The organism is Maribacter sp. HTCC2170 (assembly GCF_000153165.2).
Lineage (GTDB): Bacteria > Bacteroidota > Bacteroidia > Flavobacteriales > Flavobacteriaceae > Maribacter_A.
Window position 1 is genome coordinate 1,563,194 of record NC_014472.1, and the last position, 18,673, is coordinate 1,581,866.

Annotated in this window: 17 protein-coding genes; 4 read left to right on the forward strand and 13 right to left on the reverse strand. The window is 35.8% G+C overall.

Annotated features, from left to right (window positions below):
• Positions 1-3: 3 nt before the first annotated feature.
• From FB2170_RS06985 to FB2170_RS07035, 11 genes are all read right to left on the reverse strand, one after another.
• Complete coding sequence (locus FB2170_RS06985) at positions 4-1,095, reverse strand: DegT/DnrJ/EryC1/StrS family aminotransferase (protein WP_013305833.1); 1,092 nt, start codon at positions 1,093-1,095, stop codon at positions 4-6.
• Positions 1,085-2,380: a GNAT family N-acetyltransferase gene (locus FB2170_RS06990; RefSeq protein ID WP_013305834.1), complete on the reverse strand. Its 1,296-nt coding sequence runs from the start codon at positions 2,378-2,380 to the stop codon at positions 1,085-1,087. The genes FB2170_RS06985 and FB2170_RS06990 overlap by 11 nt, the downstream gene beginning before the upstream one ends.
• Complete coding sequence (neuB, locus tag FB2170_RS06995; RefSeq protein ID WP_013305835.1) at positions 2,371-3,426, reverse strand: N-acetylneuraminate synthase; 1,056 nt, start codon at positions 3,424-3,426, stop codon at positions 2,371-2,373. The genes FB2170_RS06990 and neuB overlap by 10 nt, the downstream gene beginning before the upstream one ends.
• A gap of 103 nt (positions 3,427-3,529) precedes the next feature.
• Positions 3,530-4,336, reverse strand: coding sequence for a dTDP-4-dehydrorhamnose reductase (gene rfbD / locus FB2170_RS07000; RefSeq protein WP_013305836.1), 807 nt, complete (start codon positions 4,334-4,336; stop codon positions 3,530-3,532).
• A complete protein-coding gene (gene rfbC / locus FB2170_RS07005) occupies positions 4,333-4,872 on the reverse strand; it encodes a dTDP-4-dehydrorhamnose 3,5-epimerase (protein ID WP_013305837.1) in 540 nt (179 codons plus the stop codon). The genes rfbD and rfbC overlap by 4 nt, the downstream gene beginning before the upstream one ends.
• A gap of 72 nt (positions 4,873-4,944) precedes the next feature.
• The gene (rfbA, locus tag FB2170_RS07010; RefSeq protein WP_013305838.1) at positions 4,945-5,802 is read right to left on the reverse strand and encodes a glucose-1-phosphate thymidylyltransferase RfbA; all 858 of its coding nucleotides are present in this window, start codon (positions 5,800-5,802) and stop codon (positions 4,945-4,947) included.
• Position 5,803: 1 nt separating this feature from the next.
• Positions 5,804-6,841: a dTDP-glucose 4,6-dehydratase gene (gene rfbB, locus FB2170_RS07015; protein ID WP_013305839.1), complete on the reverse strand. Its 1,038-nt coding sequence runs from the start codon at positions 6,839-6,841 to the stop codon at positions 5,804-5,806.
• On the reverse strand, positions 6,838-7,830 hold the full coding sequence (locus tag FB2170_RS07020; protein ID WP_013305840.1) for a hypothetical protein: 993 nt from the start codon (positions 7,828-7,830) through the stop codon (positions 6,838-6,840). Before FB2170_RS07020 ends, rfbB begins: the two co-directional genes overlap by 4 nt.
• Before the next feature lie 6 nt (positions 7,831-7,836).
• Positions 7,837-9,522, reverse strand: a complete 1,686-nt coding sequence (locus FB2170_RS07025; RefSeq protein WP_041632720.1) for a DUF6909 family protein — start codon at positions 9,520-9,522, stop codon at positions 7,837-7,839.
• Positions 9,523-9,593: 71 nt separating this feature from the next.
• On the reverse strand, positions 9,594-11,096 hold the full coding sequence (locus FB2170_RS07030; protein ID WP_013305841.1) for a GH3 auxin-responsive promoter family protein: 1,503 nt from the start codon (positions 11,094-11,096) through the stop codon (positions 9,594-9,596).
• A gap of 1 nt (position 11,097) precedes the next feature.
• The gene (locus tag FB2170_RS07035; protein WP_041632722.1) at positions 11,098-11,967 is read right to left on the reverse strand and encodes a M23 family metallopeptidase; all 870 of its coding nucleotides are present in this window, start codon (positions 11,965-11,967) and stop codon (positions 11,098-11,100) included.
• Positions 11,968-12,166: 199 nt separating this feature from the next.
• Between FB2170_RS07035 and FB2170_RS07040 the strand changes: the two genes are divergently transcribed.
• The 4 genes from FB2170_RS07040 (at position 12,167) to FB2170_RS17640 (ending at position 15,944) form a co-directional block, all read left to right on the forward strand.
• Positions 12,167-12,352, forward strand: coding sequence for a twin-arginine translocase TatA/TatE family subunit (locus tag FB2170_RS07040; protein ID WP_013305842.1), 186 nt, complete (start codon positions 12,167-12,169; stop codon positions 12,350-12,352).
• A 319-nt stretch (positions 12,353-12,671) separates the two neighbouring features.
• The gene (locus tag FB2170_RS07045; protein WP_013305843.1) at positions 12,672-15,155 is read left to right on the forward strand and encodes an OmpA family protein; all 2,484 of its coding nucleotides are present in this window, start codon (positions 12,672-12,674) and stop codon (positions 15,153-15,155) included.
• Positions 15,156-15,346: 191 nt separating this feature from the next.
• Positions 15,347-15,517 carry a DUF6747 family protein gene (locus tag FB2170_RS17425; protein WP_013305844.1) on the forward strand — a complete coding sequence of 57 codons (171 nt, stop codon included), beginning with the start codon at positions 15,347-15,349 and terminating at the stop codon, positions 15,515-15,517.
• Positions 15,518-15,767: 250 nt separating this feature from the next.
• Positions 15,768-15,944: a DUF6747 family protein gene (locus FB2170_RS17640; protein ID WP_013305845.1), complete on the forward strand. Its 177-nt coding sequence runs from the start codon at positions 15,768-15,770 to the stop codon at positions 15,942-15,944.
• Positions 15,945-16,013: 69 nt separating this feature from the next.
• Here FB2170_RS17640 and FB2170_RS07050 read toward each other — a convergent pair whose 3' ends face one another.
• Complete coding sequence (locus FB2170_RS07050; protein ID WP_013305846.1) at positions 16,014-16,997, reverse strand: DUF4837 family protein; 984 nt, start codon at positions 16,995-16,997, stop codon at positions 16,014-16,016.
• A 13-nt stretch (positions 16,998-17,010) separates the two neighbouring features.
• Positions 17,011-18,600 carry a LysM peptidoglycan-binding domain-containing protein gene (locus tag FB2170_RS07055; protein WP_013305847.1) on the reverse strand — a complete coding sequence of 530 codons (1,590 nt, stop codon included), beginning with the start codon at positions 18,598-18,600 and terminating at the stop codon, positions 17,011-17,013.
• Between the last annotated feature and the right edge of the window lie 73 nt (positions 18,601-18,673).

Below are 18,673 nucleotides of genomic sequence, written 5' to 3' on the forward strand. Positions count from 1 at the left end.
AATCTATTTAATATTATTTCTGATTATTTCTATTATTCTATCTTGTTCATTCTTCTTCAATGCAGGAAAACTGGGTAAATTCATTCCCCTTGCCGCAACTTCCTTGGTATGCGGGCAATCTTCGACTTTGTTATAAAAAGGCAGTTCGTCTATAGGAGTAAAAAAAGGCCTTGTCTCTATATTCGCTTTTTCCAGGGCATTTATGATGTTTTCCCTTTCATCAATTGATTTAAACAAAATTGAACACATCCAATATGAAGAGGTGGAATTTTCTGGCAACCTCTGGAAACTCACCAAATCTTTAAGCCCCTCCTCATAATTTCGTTGTAGCTGCCTTTTTAGTTCCAGTATATCATCAATTTTGCCAAGCTGGGCCACACCAATTGCAGCCTGAATATTAGTCATCCTATAATTATATCCGAGAACATCATGATAATACCGAATGGTATCTGAATTGCCTTGGTTTTTCAGCTTTCTGATTTTATCTGCCAGTTTCTTATGAGGGGTCAATACCATACCTCCTTCTCCTGTTGTTATGGTTTTGTTTCCAAAGAAGGAAAAAGTAGAAATATCACCTAATGTTCCTGACATCTTCTCCTCATAAGTAGCCCCGAAAGATTCTGCTGCATCCTCAATAAGATAGATTCCATGCTTGTCGGCAATTCTTTTAAGCTTATTGTATTCGACAGGAGCCCCATATACGTTAGTATACAGGATGGCTTTTGTCCTTGAGGATATTTTTGCCTCAATTAGAGATGGATCCAAATTCCAGCTGAAAGGATCAATATCGACAAAAATAGGGGTTGCACCTACATACAAAATCGAGTTTGAAGAAGCTACATAAGTAAAGTTCGGAGTGATTACTTCGTCTCCAGGTCCAATGCCTAAAGCCAACATAGCCAAATGAATCGCTACGGTACCGTTACTAACTGTAATAGCATGATTTGCTTTAGTATATTCCTGAACTTTCTCTTCAAAAGTCTTTATAAACTTTCCCTGACTAGATATCCAAGTAGATTGCATACATTCTGCAACGATTTTATTCTCGTTTTCCCCTATATAGGGTTTATATATTGGAATTTTTTTAGTGTCCATGAATCTCCAGCAAATTTAATTGATTTTTAATTTGAACTGTATCAATATTTTTCACCTCCAAAATATGAATGCAGTCTTCAAAATTCCTCATCTTAGATAGAAACCAGTAGTTAGTTGATATTGATTCATTGGTATCTCTTTCGCCGTCATTATCACTATGGTGTAAATATTTCACAAATGGTGTTATTTTATCAACCGCATCTTCCATATTAAAATTCAATGCCTGCGAAGATACTTTCAAATGTGCCGTATCCAAAAGTAATCCAAATCTATTAGAAGATATTTCCTTTACAAATTTTATCATTTCCTCTGCCCTAGAACAAAAAAGTACCTCCTGCCCATCATCACGAAGATTAAATTTGGCTGTTACATTATTTTCTATCAAAAATGTAAGATTCAAACGTTCAGCCTCCGAAAGGATAATTTGAACCGAATCCAAAAACAATTTCCAATTTAAATCACGATCAATAGACACATTCACATCTAATTGTTTTCCCAATTCATAAGGATCCGGATCAATGCAAAATCCTGCATGAGCTGAAAAAAATTTCGCTCCACACTTTTTTGATAATTGAAGACCTTGGATACAATGTTCAATTGAACACTTACGTATTTCTTCATTGGCACTGGCAAGATTAATGACAAATGGCTCCTTAGGGGCAGGAAAATAATTATGAGCAAGACGTTTAATATCTGTCCCAATAAAAAAATCGACCATGTCCTCCTGAAAGGGAAAGCTTGAACTAAATTCAATCGTCCAGTTATTTTCCCTAGCCTGGTCAACAATCTCTTCCCTACTGTTTTTATGAAATGCTAGTGTACTTATACCAATGGTCATAGCTTTTTGTTGATTACGGGATATTTCTTTTCTCAAAATGGAATATCCCTCATTCTCTGAAACTACTTCGAATCCAAAACGCTTATATAAAGCTAATGCCCTTACATTGTCATTATCTACCGACAACTGTATACTATCTAACCCTAGTTCCTTAGCTTTATCTATTAAGACCAGCATTATTTCTTTTGCGAATCCTTTACCCTGATACTCTTTTTTTACTACAATTCCTAACCAAATAATGTTATCTTCCGCGTCTAAATGTCCATAACCAATAGGGGTTTTATCAAGTAATAAAAGGAAAGTAAAAACATGGTTTTCCAATGCCTTTACATCCCTACTCTTAAAATACCTGAAAGATTCTTGCTCATCACCTAGGTTTTTGATAAAGGACACCAACTCACTAGTATTTTTCTGAGAAATTTGTAATACATCCAGACCTAATCCCATAAAATCATGTTTTCTTTAAGGGGCACGTCCAAATCTATATCCACTGCGGCCTTTTTGCCAATCAAATCCTTTTTTCTTTTTGGGGCAATTCCTGTGGCTGGCCTTTTAAAAGCCATGTTCCCCATAGTAATGGTTTCACCTTTCTTAATCGGACTATTAAGTACAATACTCCTTCGCATCCCCTTTGTATTTTGAATCTCTTTTAGGGAAGGCCTTTTTATTGGACTGCCCAAGGCGGTTTCCGTTTTTCGAATTCCTTCAATCAAAGACCCGAATTCCAAAACATTCAAAGAGGCTTTATGGTCCGGGCCTGGTAAATTCCTGTCAAGGGTAAAATGCTTTTCAATAACTTTTGCACCTAATGCCACAGCTGCAAAACAAGCATAATTTTCTTCAATATGATCCGAATAACCATAAATCAAATCAAGAGAATTGCCCATGGAAATCATCGCCCTGATATTAGCATCCTCATTTTGGGAAGGATAATTGGTGGTACATTGCAATATGGCCATCTGATTGTTTCCAGCTTCTCTAATAGTCATTACTGCCTCATAAACTTCGGCCAATGTAGCCATCCCGGATGACAAAATTATTGGTTTGCCAAATTTGGCAACATGCTCAAGAAAGGCAAGTTCCACTATTTGTCCAGAAGCTATTTTAAAGGCAGAAACTCCAAGTTTATTAAGAAAATCTGCATCTTCTTCGTTGTAAGGTGTAGAAAGGAAGGTAATATTCTGCTTGTTGCACTCTTCAATTATTTTTATATAATCATCACCAGACAATTCCAGCTTTTTTAACATTTCAAACTGACTTTCTGCTGGATCAGTCACCTCTAACTGATAGTTGGCTTTTGGTGCCTTTTTCGTGATAACACTTTCAGCAGTAAATGTTTGAAACTTTACGCAATCCACGCCTATTTCCTTAGCTTTCCTAACAAGCTCCAACGCCATCTCAAGTTTCCCATTGTGATTCACACCTGCCTCTGCAATTATAAAACAAGGGCTCTCCTTGCTAATTAAAAAATCTTCTATTTTAATAGATTTCATTATTCTAGTCTTAGAATTTTACAAAATTAACCAAACTGGTAGGAACTATATAGCTCAAGATCTGCTTTACGATATAATCGATATGTCTTTATTTGTTAAAACATCAAGACTGGTTTTGAGTATTTTTAATACTTAGGACGCTGTTTTTTGGCCTTTTAACAAAAGTACGATTATTCTTATCGCGAACAACCTCAACGGTGTTTTGTAAATTATTTTCTTTGATTATATTTTTTGCAAAATCAAACCACGTCATTGGTTCGCAATCCGTAAAATGAACGATGCCGTAATCCAACACTATTTCATTACCTATAATCTGCATCAAGTAAGCTGCTAAATTATTAGCATTGGTTGGGCAGCCTTTTTGTTCATCGGTAACTCTTAGAATTTTGTTTGATTTGGCCAATTTCAAAATGGTCGTATAAAAATTTTTACCGAATTCAGAATAAAGCCACGAGGTTCTTATGATATAATATCTCCTCGTCGTTTGCTGGATCTGTCTTTCCCCGGCTAACTTGGATTTACCGTATTCGTTTATAGGGTTGGGCATATCATCTTTTGTATAGGGAGTACCCTTCTCCCCATCAAAAACGTAATCGGTTGAAATATGAAGTAGTACAACTTCTTTTTGCCTACATAGTTCAGAAATGTTTCCAGTGCCTTCTTCATTAATTCTAAAAGCTTGTTTTGGGTTTTTTTCAGCCTCGTTTACATTAGTGTAAGCTGCACAATTAATACAAAAATCAAAATTGAAAGAATCAAATAATTTAAAAACTGCTGATTTATTGGTTATATCCAGCTGGGATGCATCTTTAAAAACAAAAGAAAGTTCTGGATAATCACTCTCGATTTTCCTGAGACACTTTCCTAATTGACCTGAAGCACCTGTTACAAGAATTGATTTTTTCTTCATATGGTTTTAAAGGGGGTTAATTGTAAATCTTTTTCCGATAAAATAAACCTATTCCCAGGGTATTCCCAGTCTATTGCAAGGTCAGGGTCATTATAAAAGATACCTCCTTCAGCCGCCTGATTATAATAGGCATCACACTTATATGAAAAAATAGTATCATCAGCCAGACTTAAAAATCCATGTGCCATACCTTTTGGTATAAAAAGCAGTTTTCTGTCTATCGAATCCAGTTCTATTTTAAAATGTTGGCCATAAGTCGCACTATCTTTTCTAAGGTCGACCACAACATCCAAAACCCTACCCCTTACCACATTAATGAGTTTTGCTTGGCTATAATCATTGATTTGAAAATGCAACCCCCTCAAAACCCATTTTTTAGAAATAGAAATATTATCCTGAACAAAATCAATTTTGAAACCTAGGGCGTTTTCTAGATTTTGTTTTTTAAAGGACTCGATAAAAGAGCCCCTTTCGTCTTCAAAAACATTTGGCTCCAGCAATAGGCAATCTTTGATTTTTGTTGGTGTTATTTTCAATTTTCAATAGTTATTATATGATGATTTTCTAAAATGGAAAAGACAATTTGTCAATATAATTCAATTCTGATTTTATTCTATATCGAGAAGATACGAACCATAACCGCTTTTAACTAAGGGCTCGGCCAAATCTGCCAATTGTTTTTCGGAGATATATCCCATTCTATAAGCAACTTCCTCAATAGCCCCTATCTTTAAGCCCTGTCTACTTTCTATGACCTCAACAAATTGAGAAGCTTGCAAAAGAGAATCAAATGTTCCCGTATCTAGCCATGCGGTTCCCCTATCCAACACGCTCACTTTTAGTTTACCTTGTTCCAAGTATACCTTGTTAATATCCGTAATTTCCAATTCTCCCCTCTTACTGGGTTTAATGCCCTTCGCAATTGAGATTACATGATTGTCATAAAAATATATTCCGGGCACAGCATAGTTGGATTTTGGCTGCTTAGGCTTTTCTTCTATAGATAAGGCATTGCCCGCCTTATCAAAATTCACCACTCCATATCGTTTTGGATCTTTTACGTGGTATCCGAAAATTATTCCTCCATCAGGGTCAATGCTCTCCGTTAATAACTTAGCCAAACCAGATCCATAGAAAATATTATCTCCTAAAACCAAAGCTACTTTGCTACTGCCAATGAATTCTTCTGCTATAATAAATGCTTCTGCGAGGCCATTTGGTTCCTCTTGCGTTGCATACTCAAAAATACAACCCAATTGTGACCCGTCTCCCAAGAGCTCTTGAAACAACAGTTTGTCTTTGGGTGTGGTGATAATCATAATTTCCCTTATACCGGCCCACATCAGAGTAGCCAAAGGATAATAAATCATTGGCTTATCAAAAACTGGCATAAGCTGTTTACTCACAACCAAAGTCAAAGGATGTAACCGTGTACCAGTGCCTGCAGCAAGAATTATTCCCTTCATATTATTTTCCAAGATATTTTTGCGCATACCATTTTATCGTTTTTCGAATTCCAGATTCAAAATTTTCCTTTGGCTCCCAATTTAATTCTTCTGATATTTTTGAAAAATCAATTGCATATCTATAATCATGGCCTAAACGATTCTCTACAAAAGTTATTTGATCTTGATATTTACCGTTTTTTTTAGGCTCAAGTTCATCCAAAATATCGCATATCTTGATAGCAATGTACAGATTATTATACTCACAATTGCCACCAATTACATAAGTTTCACCTGTTCTACCTTTATTGAAAACAGTATTTAGTGCTTCACAATGATCTATCACGTAAAGCCAGTCTCTAACATTTTTACCATCACCGTAAATTGGTATTGGTTCATCGTTTAAGGCCTTTCGAATTACAGTTGGTATTAATTTTTCATCATGCTGATTAGGACCATAATTATTAGAACAGTTTGTGGTAACAATATTCAGTCCATACGTATGGTTGTAACTTCTTACGAGAAAATCAGATGCGGCCTTTGAAGCACTATATGGACTGTTGGGGGCATATTTAGATTCTTCGGTAAACACCCCTTCAGCACCTAAACTACCATATACCTCATCAGTTGAAATATGATGAAATCGCGAATTTTCGAATCCTCCTTTTGGAACATTGGGCTCTTCCAACCAAAATTCTTTTGCCACTTCCAACAAAACTGAAGTCCCTTCTATATTGGTCTTAATAAAACTATTCGGATCCTTGATGGAGTTGTCTACATGCGATTCTGCGGCAAAATGTATGAGCCCTTTTATGCTCTTTTCCTTAAAAATGGTTTTCACCAAATGATAATCACAAATATCCCCTTCAACAAAGCTGTATCTATCGTTATTTCCTATTTCACCAAGGTTTTCAAGATTTCCCGCATAAGTTAGCTTATCCAAATTCACCACTTTGGTTTTGCTGTTTTTTGCCAGAAAATACTTTATGAAGTTGCTGCCGATAAAACCTGCTCCACCAGTTATCAGTACTGTTTTACCTAAGCTATTGTCCAATTTCATTGTTGCAGTTCAAAAGCTTTCTTGTTTAAATACTTAAGAAACAAAAAGAGAAAATAAATTGAGAGCATAATGGAGGGTATAAGTACAATGTTCTTTCCAAAAAAGGACTTCTGTACTTGGTGCGTTTTACCAAAATTAATAATACTGATTGCCTGTTTTTTAGTTTGCAACTCCAGTTTCTTATTCTCTGTATCTCTTATTAGCTCGTTTTTTAGTTTCAACAAGCCAGTTATATCCATTTTTTCCTCATTATCCAATACTATCCTTCCCTCAGCGTTATTATTCCCAGCCCCTATTGTCTTAGAATAGTTCAAAATCAAATGGTCTATTTGATTAACAAGACTTTCATTCTTTTTGATTCTATTCTTTGCATTTTCAATATTTACACTTACCAACTCATTAAAATAACTGTTAGAATTAACATAGTTTATAAGTTTTTTAGAAAATTTCTCCCCTTTTTCAGCATTTAAGTATGAAAAGGTAATCCTGTGGTTAAGTGAACTTTTGTTCAGTATTTCTGAGCGAACGACATCAGATACCACCTCACTACCTTGAAATTTCTCCAAGAGCTCTAAATATTTCAAATCCGTCTCTATATTGGTCTGATTTTCTACTGGTGTTATCGATATTTCAAATCCTTTTAGGTCATCAACATCGATATCCAAAGCTGAAAAAAACACAACGTCCCGAGCTTTAATATTTGATTGTATTTCGCCGATTACATCATATAAATATTCTTTGCTCTCCAAATTTGGCTTAACTATAACCTGGGTCCTCAACTTTTTGCTAATAATCTGATTTAGACCATACCCTACAGCAAGACCAACTACAACCAATATGAACATAACCAATGCTCTTTTCTTAAAATATGAAAACACCCTTAAGAATGCATGAAAAACGTTCCTAAAGCCATTTCCTAGAAGAGCAAATAATTGCCCAAGGTCTATTTCATCATTTGAAGTTGAATTTGAAGAATTATTTTCTGCCATTATAACCTATGAGTTAAATATTTGTTCTAAAATTCTGTCAGTTATTAAATAGGTGGGTTTAACGCCTGTTGTTCCCAAACCTCCCGATGCCAATGTACTTCCCGTTTCCAAAGGATTATCAGAAGCATAATAGGCATATCTGACCTTTACATCCTCTCTAATACTCCTGCGAATCTTTGAAGCCGATTGTATTGCTTTCTGATAATGCACACCTTCCATCTCTAATCCTATGACATTCCAGGTAGACTTATGGAAAAACTTCAGAATATCTCTGTTTTGCAGAGATGTGCCTAAAACTGTAACCATTGCACCTTCAAATACTTCCAATCCATGTCCCTGAAAATCCTTGGCACATAATTCATTCTTGAATGGATAATTATCTGATGTACCTTCAAAAATATGCGCTGATGGAATCATTAAATCTCCTTTGCCACCTTCTAAGATTCCTGCTTTCCCCATTATTGAAATTGAAGCTACATCCAAAAATATATCCCCTTTCATTGCACTTTTGTAGGGCTTTAAAAGCTCGTCTATGGTTTCATATGCTTGCTCTCCAAAGGCATAGTCCATAACAAATATAACAGGTTTTTGATTATTTGGAATGTCCTCGCCCAAATCATAACAACAAGCATCTTTTCCTAGTTTGGCCAAGTCAAAAACCTGAACATCTATGTTGGTTCCAGAGATGTCGTCAATGGCTATCATCCCATTCTTAGTAGCAATTTGAGTTACCTTTTTCTGCAGTTCTTTGTTTTTTGGTGAACTTAATGCCTCGTAAATTTCCAACGAGCCATTCTTAGGATACTCTTTACTAAGTGCCTTTCTTGCAAACAAAGAATTCATGACACTGTGCATATTTGCACTAATGATGTGTATTGGTCTTGAGAGTAGTTCATTTTTTGCCAAAACCTCTTTTATCGTGTTTGCCCAAACCTCACCATGGATATGATGGCCAAGTCGCTCTCGTAAAAGTGAAGTGAAAGTTATAGCACGCTTATCTCCTGTCACCTCCTCTTCAATCGCCAGTTTGCCCATCCAATAAATGATATGTAAGAATTTTTCAGGATTCTTTTTGGTTGCAAACTTTTTGTAATACTCCAATATTTCATCAAAAGACCTACCTAAGATATTTGCAGTATGTATCAAAGCGACCTCACGCTCTGACTGGGTCAACTTTTGTTTTTTTACCACTGTTTCCAGTTTGTCCCAATCTCGAATGGTTTTATCGGAATCCTCTATCAATACCCTCTTAGATATTTTGTAAGATTCTATGAACAAAAAAGTTAGGTGGGTAAGAATGTCATAAATATCGGATCTTCCCCTAGTGATCTCAATATTCATTTGCTCATCATCGATACGATAACAATTTCTTCTTCTCTTAGGTGGTATAATTGCATCAAAATGTGCTTTGCCATAACCTTCGTCTGAAGTGAGGTTTATAAACCTGCATTGTTCAATGCCTTCTGGTAGACGTTCCAAAACATATACAAGTCCACTTAACTCAGCCTTTTCCTCGGCTATTGAGCCATAAATTTCTGGGCGTAATTGCAAAAGTGCATTTCTTAGTGTTTCGCCTGAAACACCCATGGGCTTATAGAACCCCCGATTAAATAAATGTCGCATTGTAATGTACAAACGTTCTATTGCATTTGTAGATTCTTGTGCTCTTGTCGTATTAGTTCTTGGATTCATAGAGAAAGTTCATGCAAAATTACAATTAAAATTGATGATTCATAACTGGTACTTTAGCCAAAGACCAAATATCAACTCTCTTGGGCAAACGTGGATAAGACATTAGCGACCTTGCGATTATTGGATAGTCGTTGTACTTTATTCTGACCTCCTAACTTACCTATTGACTTCATATATTCCTGAAACCCTCCAACTTTTATAGGCAGAACTTTCAGGGTCTGAAGAATTTTACCCTCAATCAAATCAAAATAATAACTATTCTGTTGTTGTAGTGACGCATCTAAAATTTGAATGAATTTATCCATGTCAGTTGGTTGATTCTCAAACTCAACCAACCATTCATGATAAGGAAGTTCATCTTCTTTAGGTGTTATTTGAGGTGCCACTGTAAACTCATTGATTCTGGCATCTGTAGCTTCAACCGCCCTTTGCATTGCCTCTTCAACCTCTTTGGCAATTACATGTTCCCCAAATGCCGAAATGAAATGCTTAATTCTTCCTGAAACGACTATTTTATAAGGCTTCAATGAAATAAACTGAACGGTATCTCCAAGATTATATGCCCATAAACCTGCGTTGGTAGAAATAATCATCACATAATTGACCCCTATTTTAACATCTTTGAGTGTAAGGCGTTTTCTGTTTTCATTATGAAAATCTTCTGCTTTTACAAATTCATAAAAAATCCCGGAATTTAAAAGCAGTAGCATTCCCTTTTCTTTTTGAGAATCTTGATATGCAAAAAAACCTTCACTGGCTGGGAATAATTCAATACTATCTACTTTTTTGCCTATGAGGTTTTCAAATTTAGCTCGATAAGGTTCATAGTTGACCCCGCCATAAATGAATAGTTGAAAGTTCTTGAATAATTCACCAATCTTTTTATCGCCTTTGGTGCTTAATTTTTCGAAATACATTTGCACCCATGAAGGAATTCCTGCTATTACAGTCATATCTTCATTGATGGTTTCATTTACAATTGCATCTACCTTGGTTTCCCAATCTTCAATGCAATTGGTCTCCCAACTTGGTAGCCTGTTTTTTTGTAGATAATTGGGAACATAATGTGCTGATATGCCCGAAAGCCTACCAAGTTTAACGCCATTTTTTTCCTCAAGTTCAGGGCTCCCTTGTAAAAATATCATTTTGCCATCAACGAAATCAACATTTCCTGTTTCATCAATGTAATTTAGAATGGCATTACGTGAAGCTTCAACCTGATGTTTGATAGATACTTTTGTTATCGGAATGTACTTGGCACCTGAAGTCGTCCCTGAAGTTTTTGCAAAATATATCGGTTTTCCGGGCCATAGGATGTTTGAATTCCCATCAACTACCTTGGCAACATAGTCCTTAAGCTCCTCATAATCCCTTATGGGGACTCTTTTCACAAAATTATCATGATTATGTATTTCAGCAAAATCATGGTCTCTACCAAATAGGGTTTTGCCACCTGCCTTTATCAAAGACCTAAATACTTTGTCCTGCGTTTCAATTGGACGATTAGCCCATTTTGAAGTTTTTTGGGTTATTCGTTTGGCAAAAATTCTCGCGGCAGCCGATTTTAATGACATATTATTTAAAATCTATGAAATCCAAGGGGTTAACAGGGTTGCCATTGTCCCATAATTCAAAATGCAAATGAGGGCCTGTGGTAAATTCACCGGTATTGCCCACTGAAGCAATGACTTCTCCGGCACGAACAATATCACCCTGTGATTTGCTCAGAGAACCATTGTGTTTATAAACACTCAATAGACCATCTTTATGTTCAAGTATAATCACATATCCCGTTTCAGTCGTCCATTCAGCAAAAATTACTATACCGTTGGCCACAGCTTTTACAGGGGTGTCTTTGGGGGCAACAACATCTACAGCAAAATGCTTAATATCTCTATTGTATTTTTCAGACAATGTTCCGTTTAAGGGCGGAAAAAGCACTAAGTTGGACTTATCACTGTTTCTTTCAAACAAATTATATTTATCCTCTAAAGCAACTTCTGCTCTCAGTAGCGAATCCTCTTTTATAGGATCTAAATCAACACTTGATGGATCCAATTTAAATTGCTCGAATAAAGAATCTCTATTTATCTCATTATTCTCAATATCACCCCGGAGCACCATTCTAATATTATTCAAATACCTATTGGTATAATATAATGTGTTTACTAAAGAGTCTGTTTTATAGGTGAGTTCGGTCGCCTGTCTTTTCAGTTTGGTAGAAGAATAGCCAGGTATGTACTCACGTAGAGGTGTAAACGCTATGAGTAATATGGTAAGGCCGATTAGACCAATTATACAAAGTGATCCTGTTACGAATACATTTAAACGACTTAGTTTAAAGCTTATTTTTTCTTCAAAAGTACTTTCATTAAGGATTACCAGGCGATACTTGTGCAGCAGCTTTCTTTTGATATCCTTTCTTTTCTTTACTTTTTTAGCCATCGTACGCAAAGATAAACTTAGAATTGAAATTAATGAGGTTCTTCACTTTTTTATAACAGATGCATTTCGCTTCGTCAACTCTTTTATGTACGTATTTTTTTAAAATTCAGTTTATGCAATTAAAAAATACCTCTTACGTTAATATTAACAGCAAACTAATAAGTTTTTAGTACATTTGCTTTGCATTAAATTACAAATTATGACAGCTTTACAGATATTTTTAGCAATAGGTCCGTGGCAAATAGCAATCGTTGTAATGGTTGTTCTTCTTTTGTTTGGAGGAAAAAAAATCCCTGAATTAATGAGAGGGCTCGGAAGTGGAATCAAAGAATTTAAAGATGCCTCCAAAGAGGAGGAAAAAATTGAGGATAACAACGACAAATAGCATTTTCTCAATACATCATATAACAGCACCCCTTCTTGGGGTGTTTTTTTGCTCTAAAATCACAATGTACTTATTGGTATTTTTTAATCTTTGATCATTTTCAGCAAAGTTCTCACTTCTTCTCGTATCCTACAAATTGGGCGTCTATCGACAAAAAGCCGTATTACACGACAAAAAACAACTCTTTCACAACAAAAAATATTTCAAAACTTAAAGAACGCTTAGATTCGGTCTTTAATTCATATTGGGCAACCCTTATTTAATTTGCTCAATAAAACAACCAATCTTAAAGTTAAGACCAAATTACAGTTTTGCTACCATGAAAATCAAATATTACATACTAGCAGTTATATACTTTCTGTTCCTCCATATTGGTGTTGTGGCCCAAGCGACTCCATCATCAGAAATAACAGGAATCTATAGCGATAATTTCCAATCGAATTATAGTAAATTAAACGAGTCTTCCACAGAAGCTGACCTTTTTGAAGCAGCAGCAGATATCAAAGGAATACTGCAAAGAAAACTGACAAACTTAAATAAAATAGAAGATGGGTATTACATTGTCGCTGGAGTTTTTGGAAAGAACCGAAATGCTAAAAAGGCAGCAAAAAAACATAGAAAATTAGGTTTTGACGCCGGATATATCCACAATCCTGAAAACAAGATGAACTATCTGTATCTACAGCATCATGAAAATTGGGAAACGGCGATAGATGCGGCCAGTACCGATCTTGATGGATTATACAAAGAAGCTGTTTGGATATTGAATGTGGCCAATGGTGATAATAACGAGGCTATGGATGTCGAGGAAGTATCTTACGAAATGTTGGAAAGTCAAAAAACTTCCGATGACAATTACTCAAGACAAAATACAACACAAGGCAAACCAAATCGAAGTAAACTTATTGAAAAAGCTGATATTTATTTTGACAAAATGTGGTATGCAGAAGCTGCCGAATTGTACGAACAAGCTTTGAACAAAAGTGAAAAGAACCATTCTTTCGACATCATCCAAAAAGCTGGGGACGCGCATTACTTTAATACCAATATGGAAAAAGCCTATCATTGGTATAATCTGTTATATGAAAATTATGGGAAAGAAATGTCCGCTGATAATATTTTCAAATATGCACACTCTTTAAAGGGCACTGGTAAATATGCTAGGTCTAAACGCCTTATGAGGTTATACAACCGTAAAATGCAAGACCCAGATGCTTCAATTTCAAGAGACGTTGCTGAAAATGCCTTGCCAAACGAAGTTGTATTGGACGAATTGCGAAATTCTAAACAAGAATTTGATGTTCTTAATTTAGCTATAAATTCAAAATATTCAGAGTTTTCTCCAATGTTCCATAGCGATGGGCAAATAGTATACGCCTCTTCTAATGATACATCTATATTCAATACCAGAAAGTATAAATGGAACAATCAACCTTTTCTCGACTTATATGTAGCTAAACTAAATGAAGAATCGCAAGAGCTCAAAGATGCTATTAAGTTCTCTAAAGCGGTCAATACAAAATATCATGAAGCTTCAGTGACTTTCGCTCCGGATAATGAAACCATGTACTTTACAAGGAATAATTACGGTAAAAAATTAAAAAGAGATAAAAAAGGTGTAAATCACCTCAAAATATATCGTTCAACAAAAGTGAACGGTGAATGGACCGAGGCCAGAGAGGTGCCGTTTAATAGCGATGACTATTCTACTGGACATCCTGCACTTAGCCCAGACGGAAAATTACTATATTTTGTATCTGACATGCCCGGGACAATTGGCCAGACCGACATTTTTGTTGTTGACGTCCTCGGTGACGGAAGTTTTTCAGAACCAAGAAATTTAGGCCCCGGTATCAATACAGAAAGAAAAGAAATGTTTCCTTTTATAAATAAAGAGAAGCTGTATTTTTCCTCTAATGGCCATGTTGGCTTAGGCGGCTTAGATGTATTCGAAGCGGCCATAGATGAAGAGGAAGGTTTTCTTGAAGTCAAGAATGTAGGTAAACCCATAAACAGTAACAAAGACGATTTCTCCTATATCGTGAACGAGGAGAACCAAAAAGGTTTCTTCGCCTCCAACAGAAGAGGGGGTAAAGGAGATGATGATATTTATTCATTTAAACGATTGGTAGTTGAAGAAGTTCCTGAAAATCTAAATGCCATTGCAGGTGTTGTAACCGAATTGATTACAGGTAATATTATGCCAAAAGCCTTGGTAACCCTATTAGATGAAAATAACATGAAAATCAAGGAAATGGTGGCCAATGATGACGGCACGTTCCTATTTGAAGATTTAGAGGGTAACACAAAATATACCGTCAAAACAACTCGTCAAGATTACTTTGATGAAGAAGTAGGGGTATCAACAAAGGACAACGAAGTGGTGAATACAGAAGTTGCACTTCGAAGATTAAAAGAAATGATTGCAGTAGAAGATGGTATTCGCAAACTGAAAACCGAGATGATCTATTTTGATTTTGACAAATCATATATTAGAAAAGATGCATCTGAGGAACTCGACAAGCTCGTTCAGGTAATGACCGAGTATCCTACTATGGTGATTAAAATTGAATCACATACCGATTCAAGGGGAGCACGTGTATATAACAAATATTTATCTGAAAAGCGTGCCAAATCAACTAGGGCTTACATAATCTCTAAGGGAATTGACGCAAATAGAATTCAGAGTGCTATTGGTTATGGAGAAGAGCGACTGATAAATGGATGTGACGGAAGCGTAAGGTGTTCAGAGGCAAACCATTTGCTCAACAGACGATCTGAATTCATTATTGTTGAAATGTAAAACAAGGAACAAATCTGATATATTAAAAACCATGATTCAACAAAGAATCATGGTTTTTTTATGCCCCTTTTAAAAGTTCACAACATTCTAAACCGTGTTGACAACATATTCTAAGAAAAAAACACCTAATTAACTGATTATCCGTTATATATCATACCAAGTGACACTATTTAACCCTAAACCCAAACAACATGAAAAACGTACTTCTAATCAAAGAAATCTATTTGGAGGCCTTTAGAAACTTAGGCAATGCCATTGTCAAATCCTATTTTAAAGCCTTTTCATGGTTCTGCTTTGCCAGTTTCGTCATAATGCTTTATGCATTCGTATTTAGAGTGTCTACAGGATTTGCGTTCGATTAAGTAATTCTTAAACCAACCCAATTTTAGAGCGCCCCATGAAAAAGGGCGCTTTTTATTTTCAGTTTGCAGAACAAATTTAATCTCATTCTCTCCATTAATTCTCCTTTTAATCGATTAAAATAGCCGTTCATAGATTGGATACAATTCCAGGCTTTAATGAACCAAATTATTTGTCATTTCGTCCTTTTTATTTTTGACAATTATTCTAAATAGTGAATTTTGCTGTAACAATAATTAAACTAATGGACGTATGGGAAAATTATTACTCTTAAAAAACATTTATTTTGAAGCTTTTAGAAACTGGAGCAATCAATTTATCAAAAGATATTTCAAGGCTTTTTCGTGGTTTTGTTTTTCGCTACTGGCAATTGTGATTTATGCATTTGTATTTAGAGTATCAACAGGATTTAGTTTTGGCAATTTCTAAGATTCACTATAAAAGGTAAAAGCCCCTAAACTTTAAGTTTAGGGGCTTTTTTTATGTCATTTTAAGTTACTAATTGAATCTCAATGTTTTGATTATGGCTTCCAATTCGAACATATAATCTCTCTTTTCAGTGGCCGGAGCGAACGTAAAACCTTCCACAACGATTTTTCTATTATTCTCCCTGTCGTTGACAATATAAGTTAAGAATGGTCCCGCCATAGGGTAATTCTTAATATCCCATAAACCACGAACCTCAGCTGCTTTTCTGCCTGCAATTTCAGCAGGAAAAACAGATGGGGCAAATGCCGGTTCCGAACGCATATGGGTTCTTTTGCCAGGAACATCTGGACCAGGAATATACAAGCTGCCAATAGAGTCGCGCATGCGAACTATATCTTTAATAAAAGTAGAATCTACCGAAAAACTATCCCAAGGCATTTCATAAGCAATAATGTTCATTTGCCCTTTTTGGATAAGCCTTTCGACCCAAACAAAATTTTCTTCACTTTTCACCACTTTATAAATTGACGGTATATTTAAATTGATTCCGAATTTCTCCTGAATATCTTTCTCTTTGTTCAAAGACTTTAGAAATCTAGTCTGCGCCTCACTAATTTCTAGGTTTTTAAAGGTTCCTATCATTTCTTCGGCTTTCAAGTCAAGATTTTCTATTATCTCATCATCTGAATTACCCTTAACCACGGCCACCTTTTGCGGTTTTGAATACATATCAGTTTTAATATGGGCCAAATTAATAGTGTCTTTTTGCACATAAAGAACCGATCTGCTATTACGAACTGCTCCTGAAAAAACCCCTGGTGGTATCTGCGTTATTGAGAATAAAGGTTCATCCATTGTCAACCCTAGGGATGATGCTGCAAAATGTTCGCGAACCTTATCGCCAACCTTAGACTTCCATAGCTCATTATCTATTACAACGATTAAAGTGTTATACGCGCCAATAGAGCTGGGTAGATAGCTTTTTTTGCCTTGATCTTTACAGGATAAAACAATAAAGAACAAAAGAGCAAACAGTAACTTAAAATGTCTCATATGTAATTTTAGTTTACGATGAACAATCGCACAATTTCAGTTTTGTGCCTGGTTTTAGGTTATTACCACTAATACCGTTCCATTCTCGTAGATTTTCGATACTAATTCCAGGATATTTTCTTGAAATGGTCCAAAGTGAATCGCCACTCCTTACCGTATGCACCTTTGCTCCAACTCCGCTTATCTTTTGCGAAGCTGATTTCGTGGTTTTTGTAGCTCTATTAGAGGTAACTGGTTTTCTGGAATAGATAGTCAACCGTTGGCCTACGCGTAGATTATTGTTTCTTAAACCATTCCATCTCTTGATTTGGCTAACTCCCACACCATATCTTTCTGCAATTTTTCCTAGATAATCTCCGCTTCGTACCCTATATCGTATTCTATCATCCGCTTTTACCAACTGGGGCAAAGGAGATTCCTTGCTCCCTAATTGCTCCTTAACGTGTGCATAGATAGCCTCCTCATTTGAAACGAATTTTCCCATCGCAGCCTTTGGTAATCTCAAGGAATAATCTTTTCCTTTTACATAAGGAATGATGTTTAATTTGTATGATGGATTTAGCAGCTTCAATTCATCAACGCCCACTCCGACCAATTCAGAAATTTGATTAAACGTAATCAAGCTTTTTACATGAATGGTGTCTGTTTCAAAATAGGTGCGGTCAACTTTTTTTGGTTTTATACCATGTTCCTCGGCATACTCGAACAAATACATTGTTGCTAGGAATGCAGGCACATAACCAGCTGTTTCACGTGGAAGGTTTCTTCTGATGTTCCAATAGTTTTTATATCCACCTGATCGCCGTATGGCCTTGTTCACATTTCCTGGACCAGAATTATATGCCGCTAAAGCCAAATCCCAATCGTCGAAAATATCATATAGTTTAGAAAGGTATAAACAGGCAGCTTCTGTGGATTTTATAGGGTCGCTACGTTCATCTACATAACTACTAACATCTAACTTGTACATTTTTCCCGTGCCGTACATAAATTGCCATAGACCAGTAGCACCAACTCTAGATCTAGCCCTTGGGTTCAAGGCAGATTCCACTATGGCGAGATACTTCATTTCCAAAGGAATATCATGGTTGTCTAATTGTTCCTCAAAAAGTGGAAAATAAAATTGGCTTACGGTAAGCATTCGCTCAATTAAGCCACGTTTACGAACCAAAAAAGACTTAATCACGTTCTCTAATGAGGGATTATACGCAACATTAAAAGGTGTTTTTTGATTCAACCTTTCCAATCGCATTTTAAGGGTATCGGTATTCAATGTGCTGTTTGGAGCAAAATCAGTATCAAGCTGAGATACTTCTCTGTACATATCGTCATAAAGCTCCGCACTTTCGTATAATTCCTTCATCCAAAGGCTATCATATTTTGCAGCAATTTCGATATCCTTTAAATCAAAAGTTTTTTTGTCGCCAATGGCAATAACAGGAAGCGCATTATCATTTATGGCAAGTGTATCTAACGGAATATCTTTGGCCTCGACGACCTTGCCTTGTTCAACAGCAGCGTCTTTAGTTTCTTGGGCCATTATTGGAATGGTCAAAAAAATCAATAAGACAAAGCTTAAACATGAAGATTTAAATGAAAACATAGGATGTTCTTTAGTTAACGGGAACTAACGAAAATCGTATTTTTTTTTGAAAGAATAAAATTTAAAATCCTAA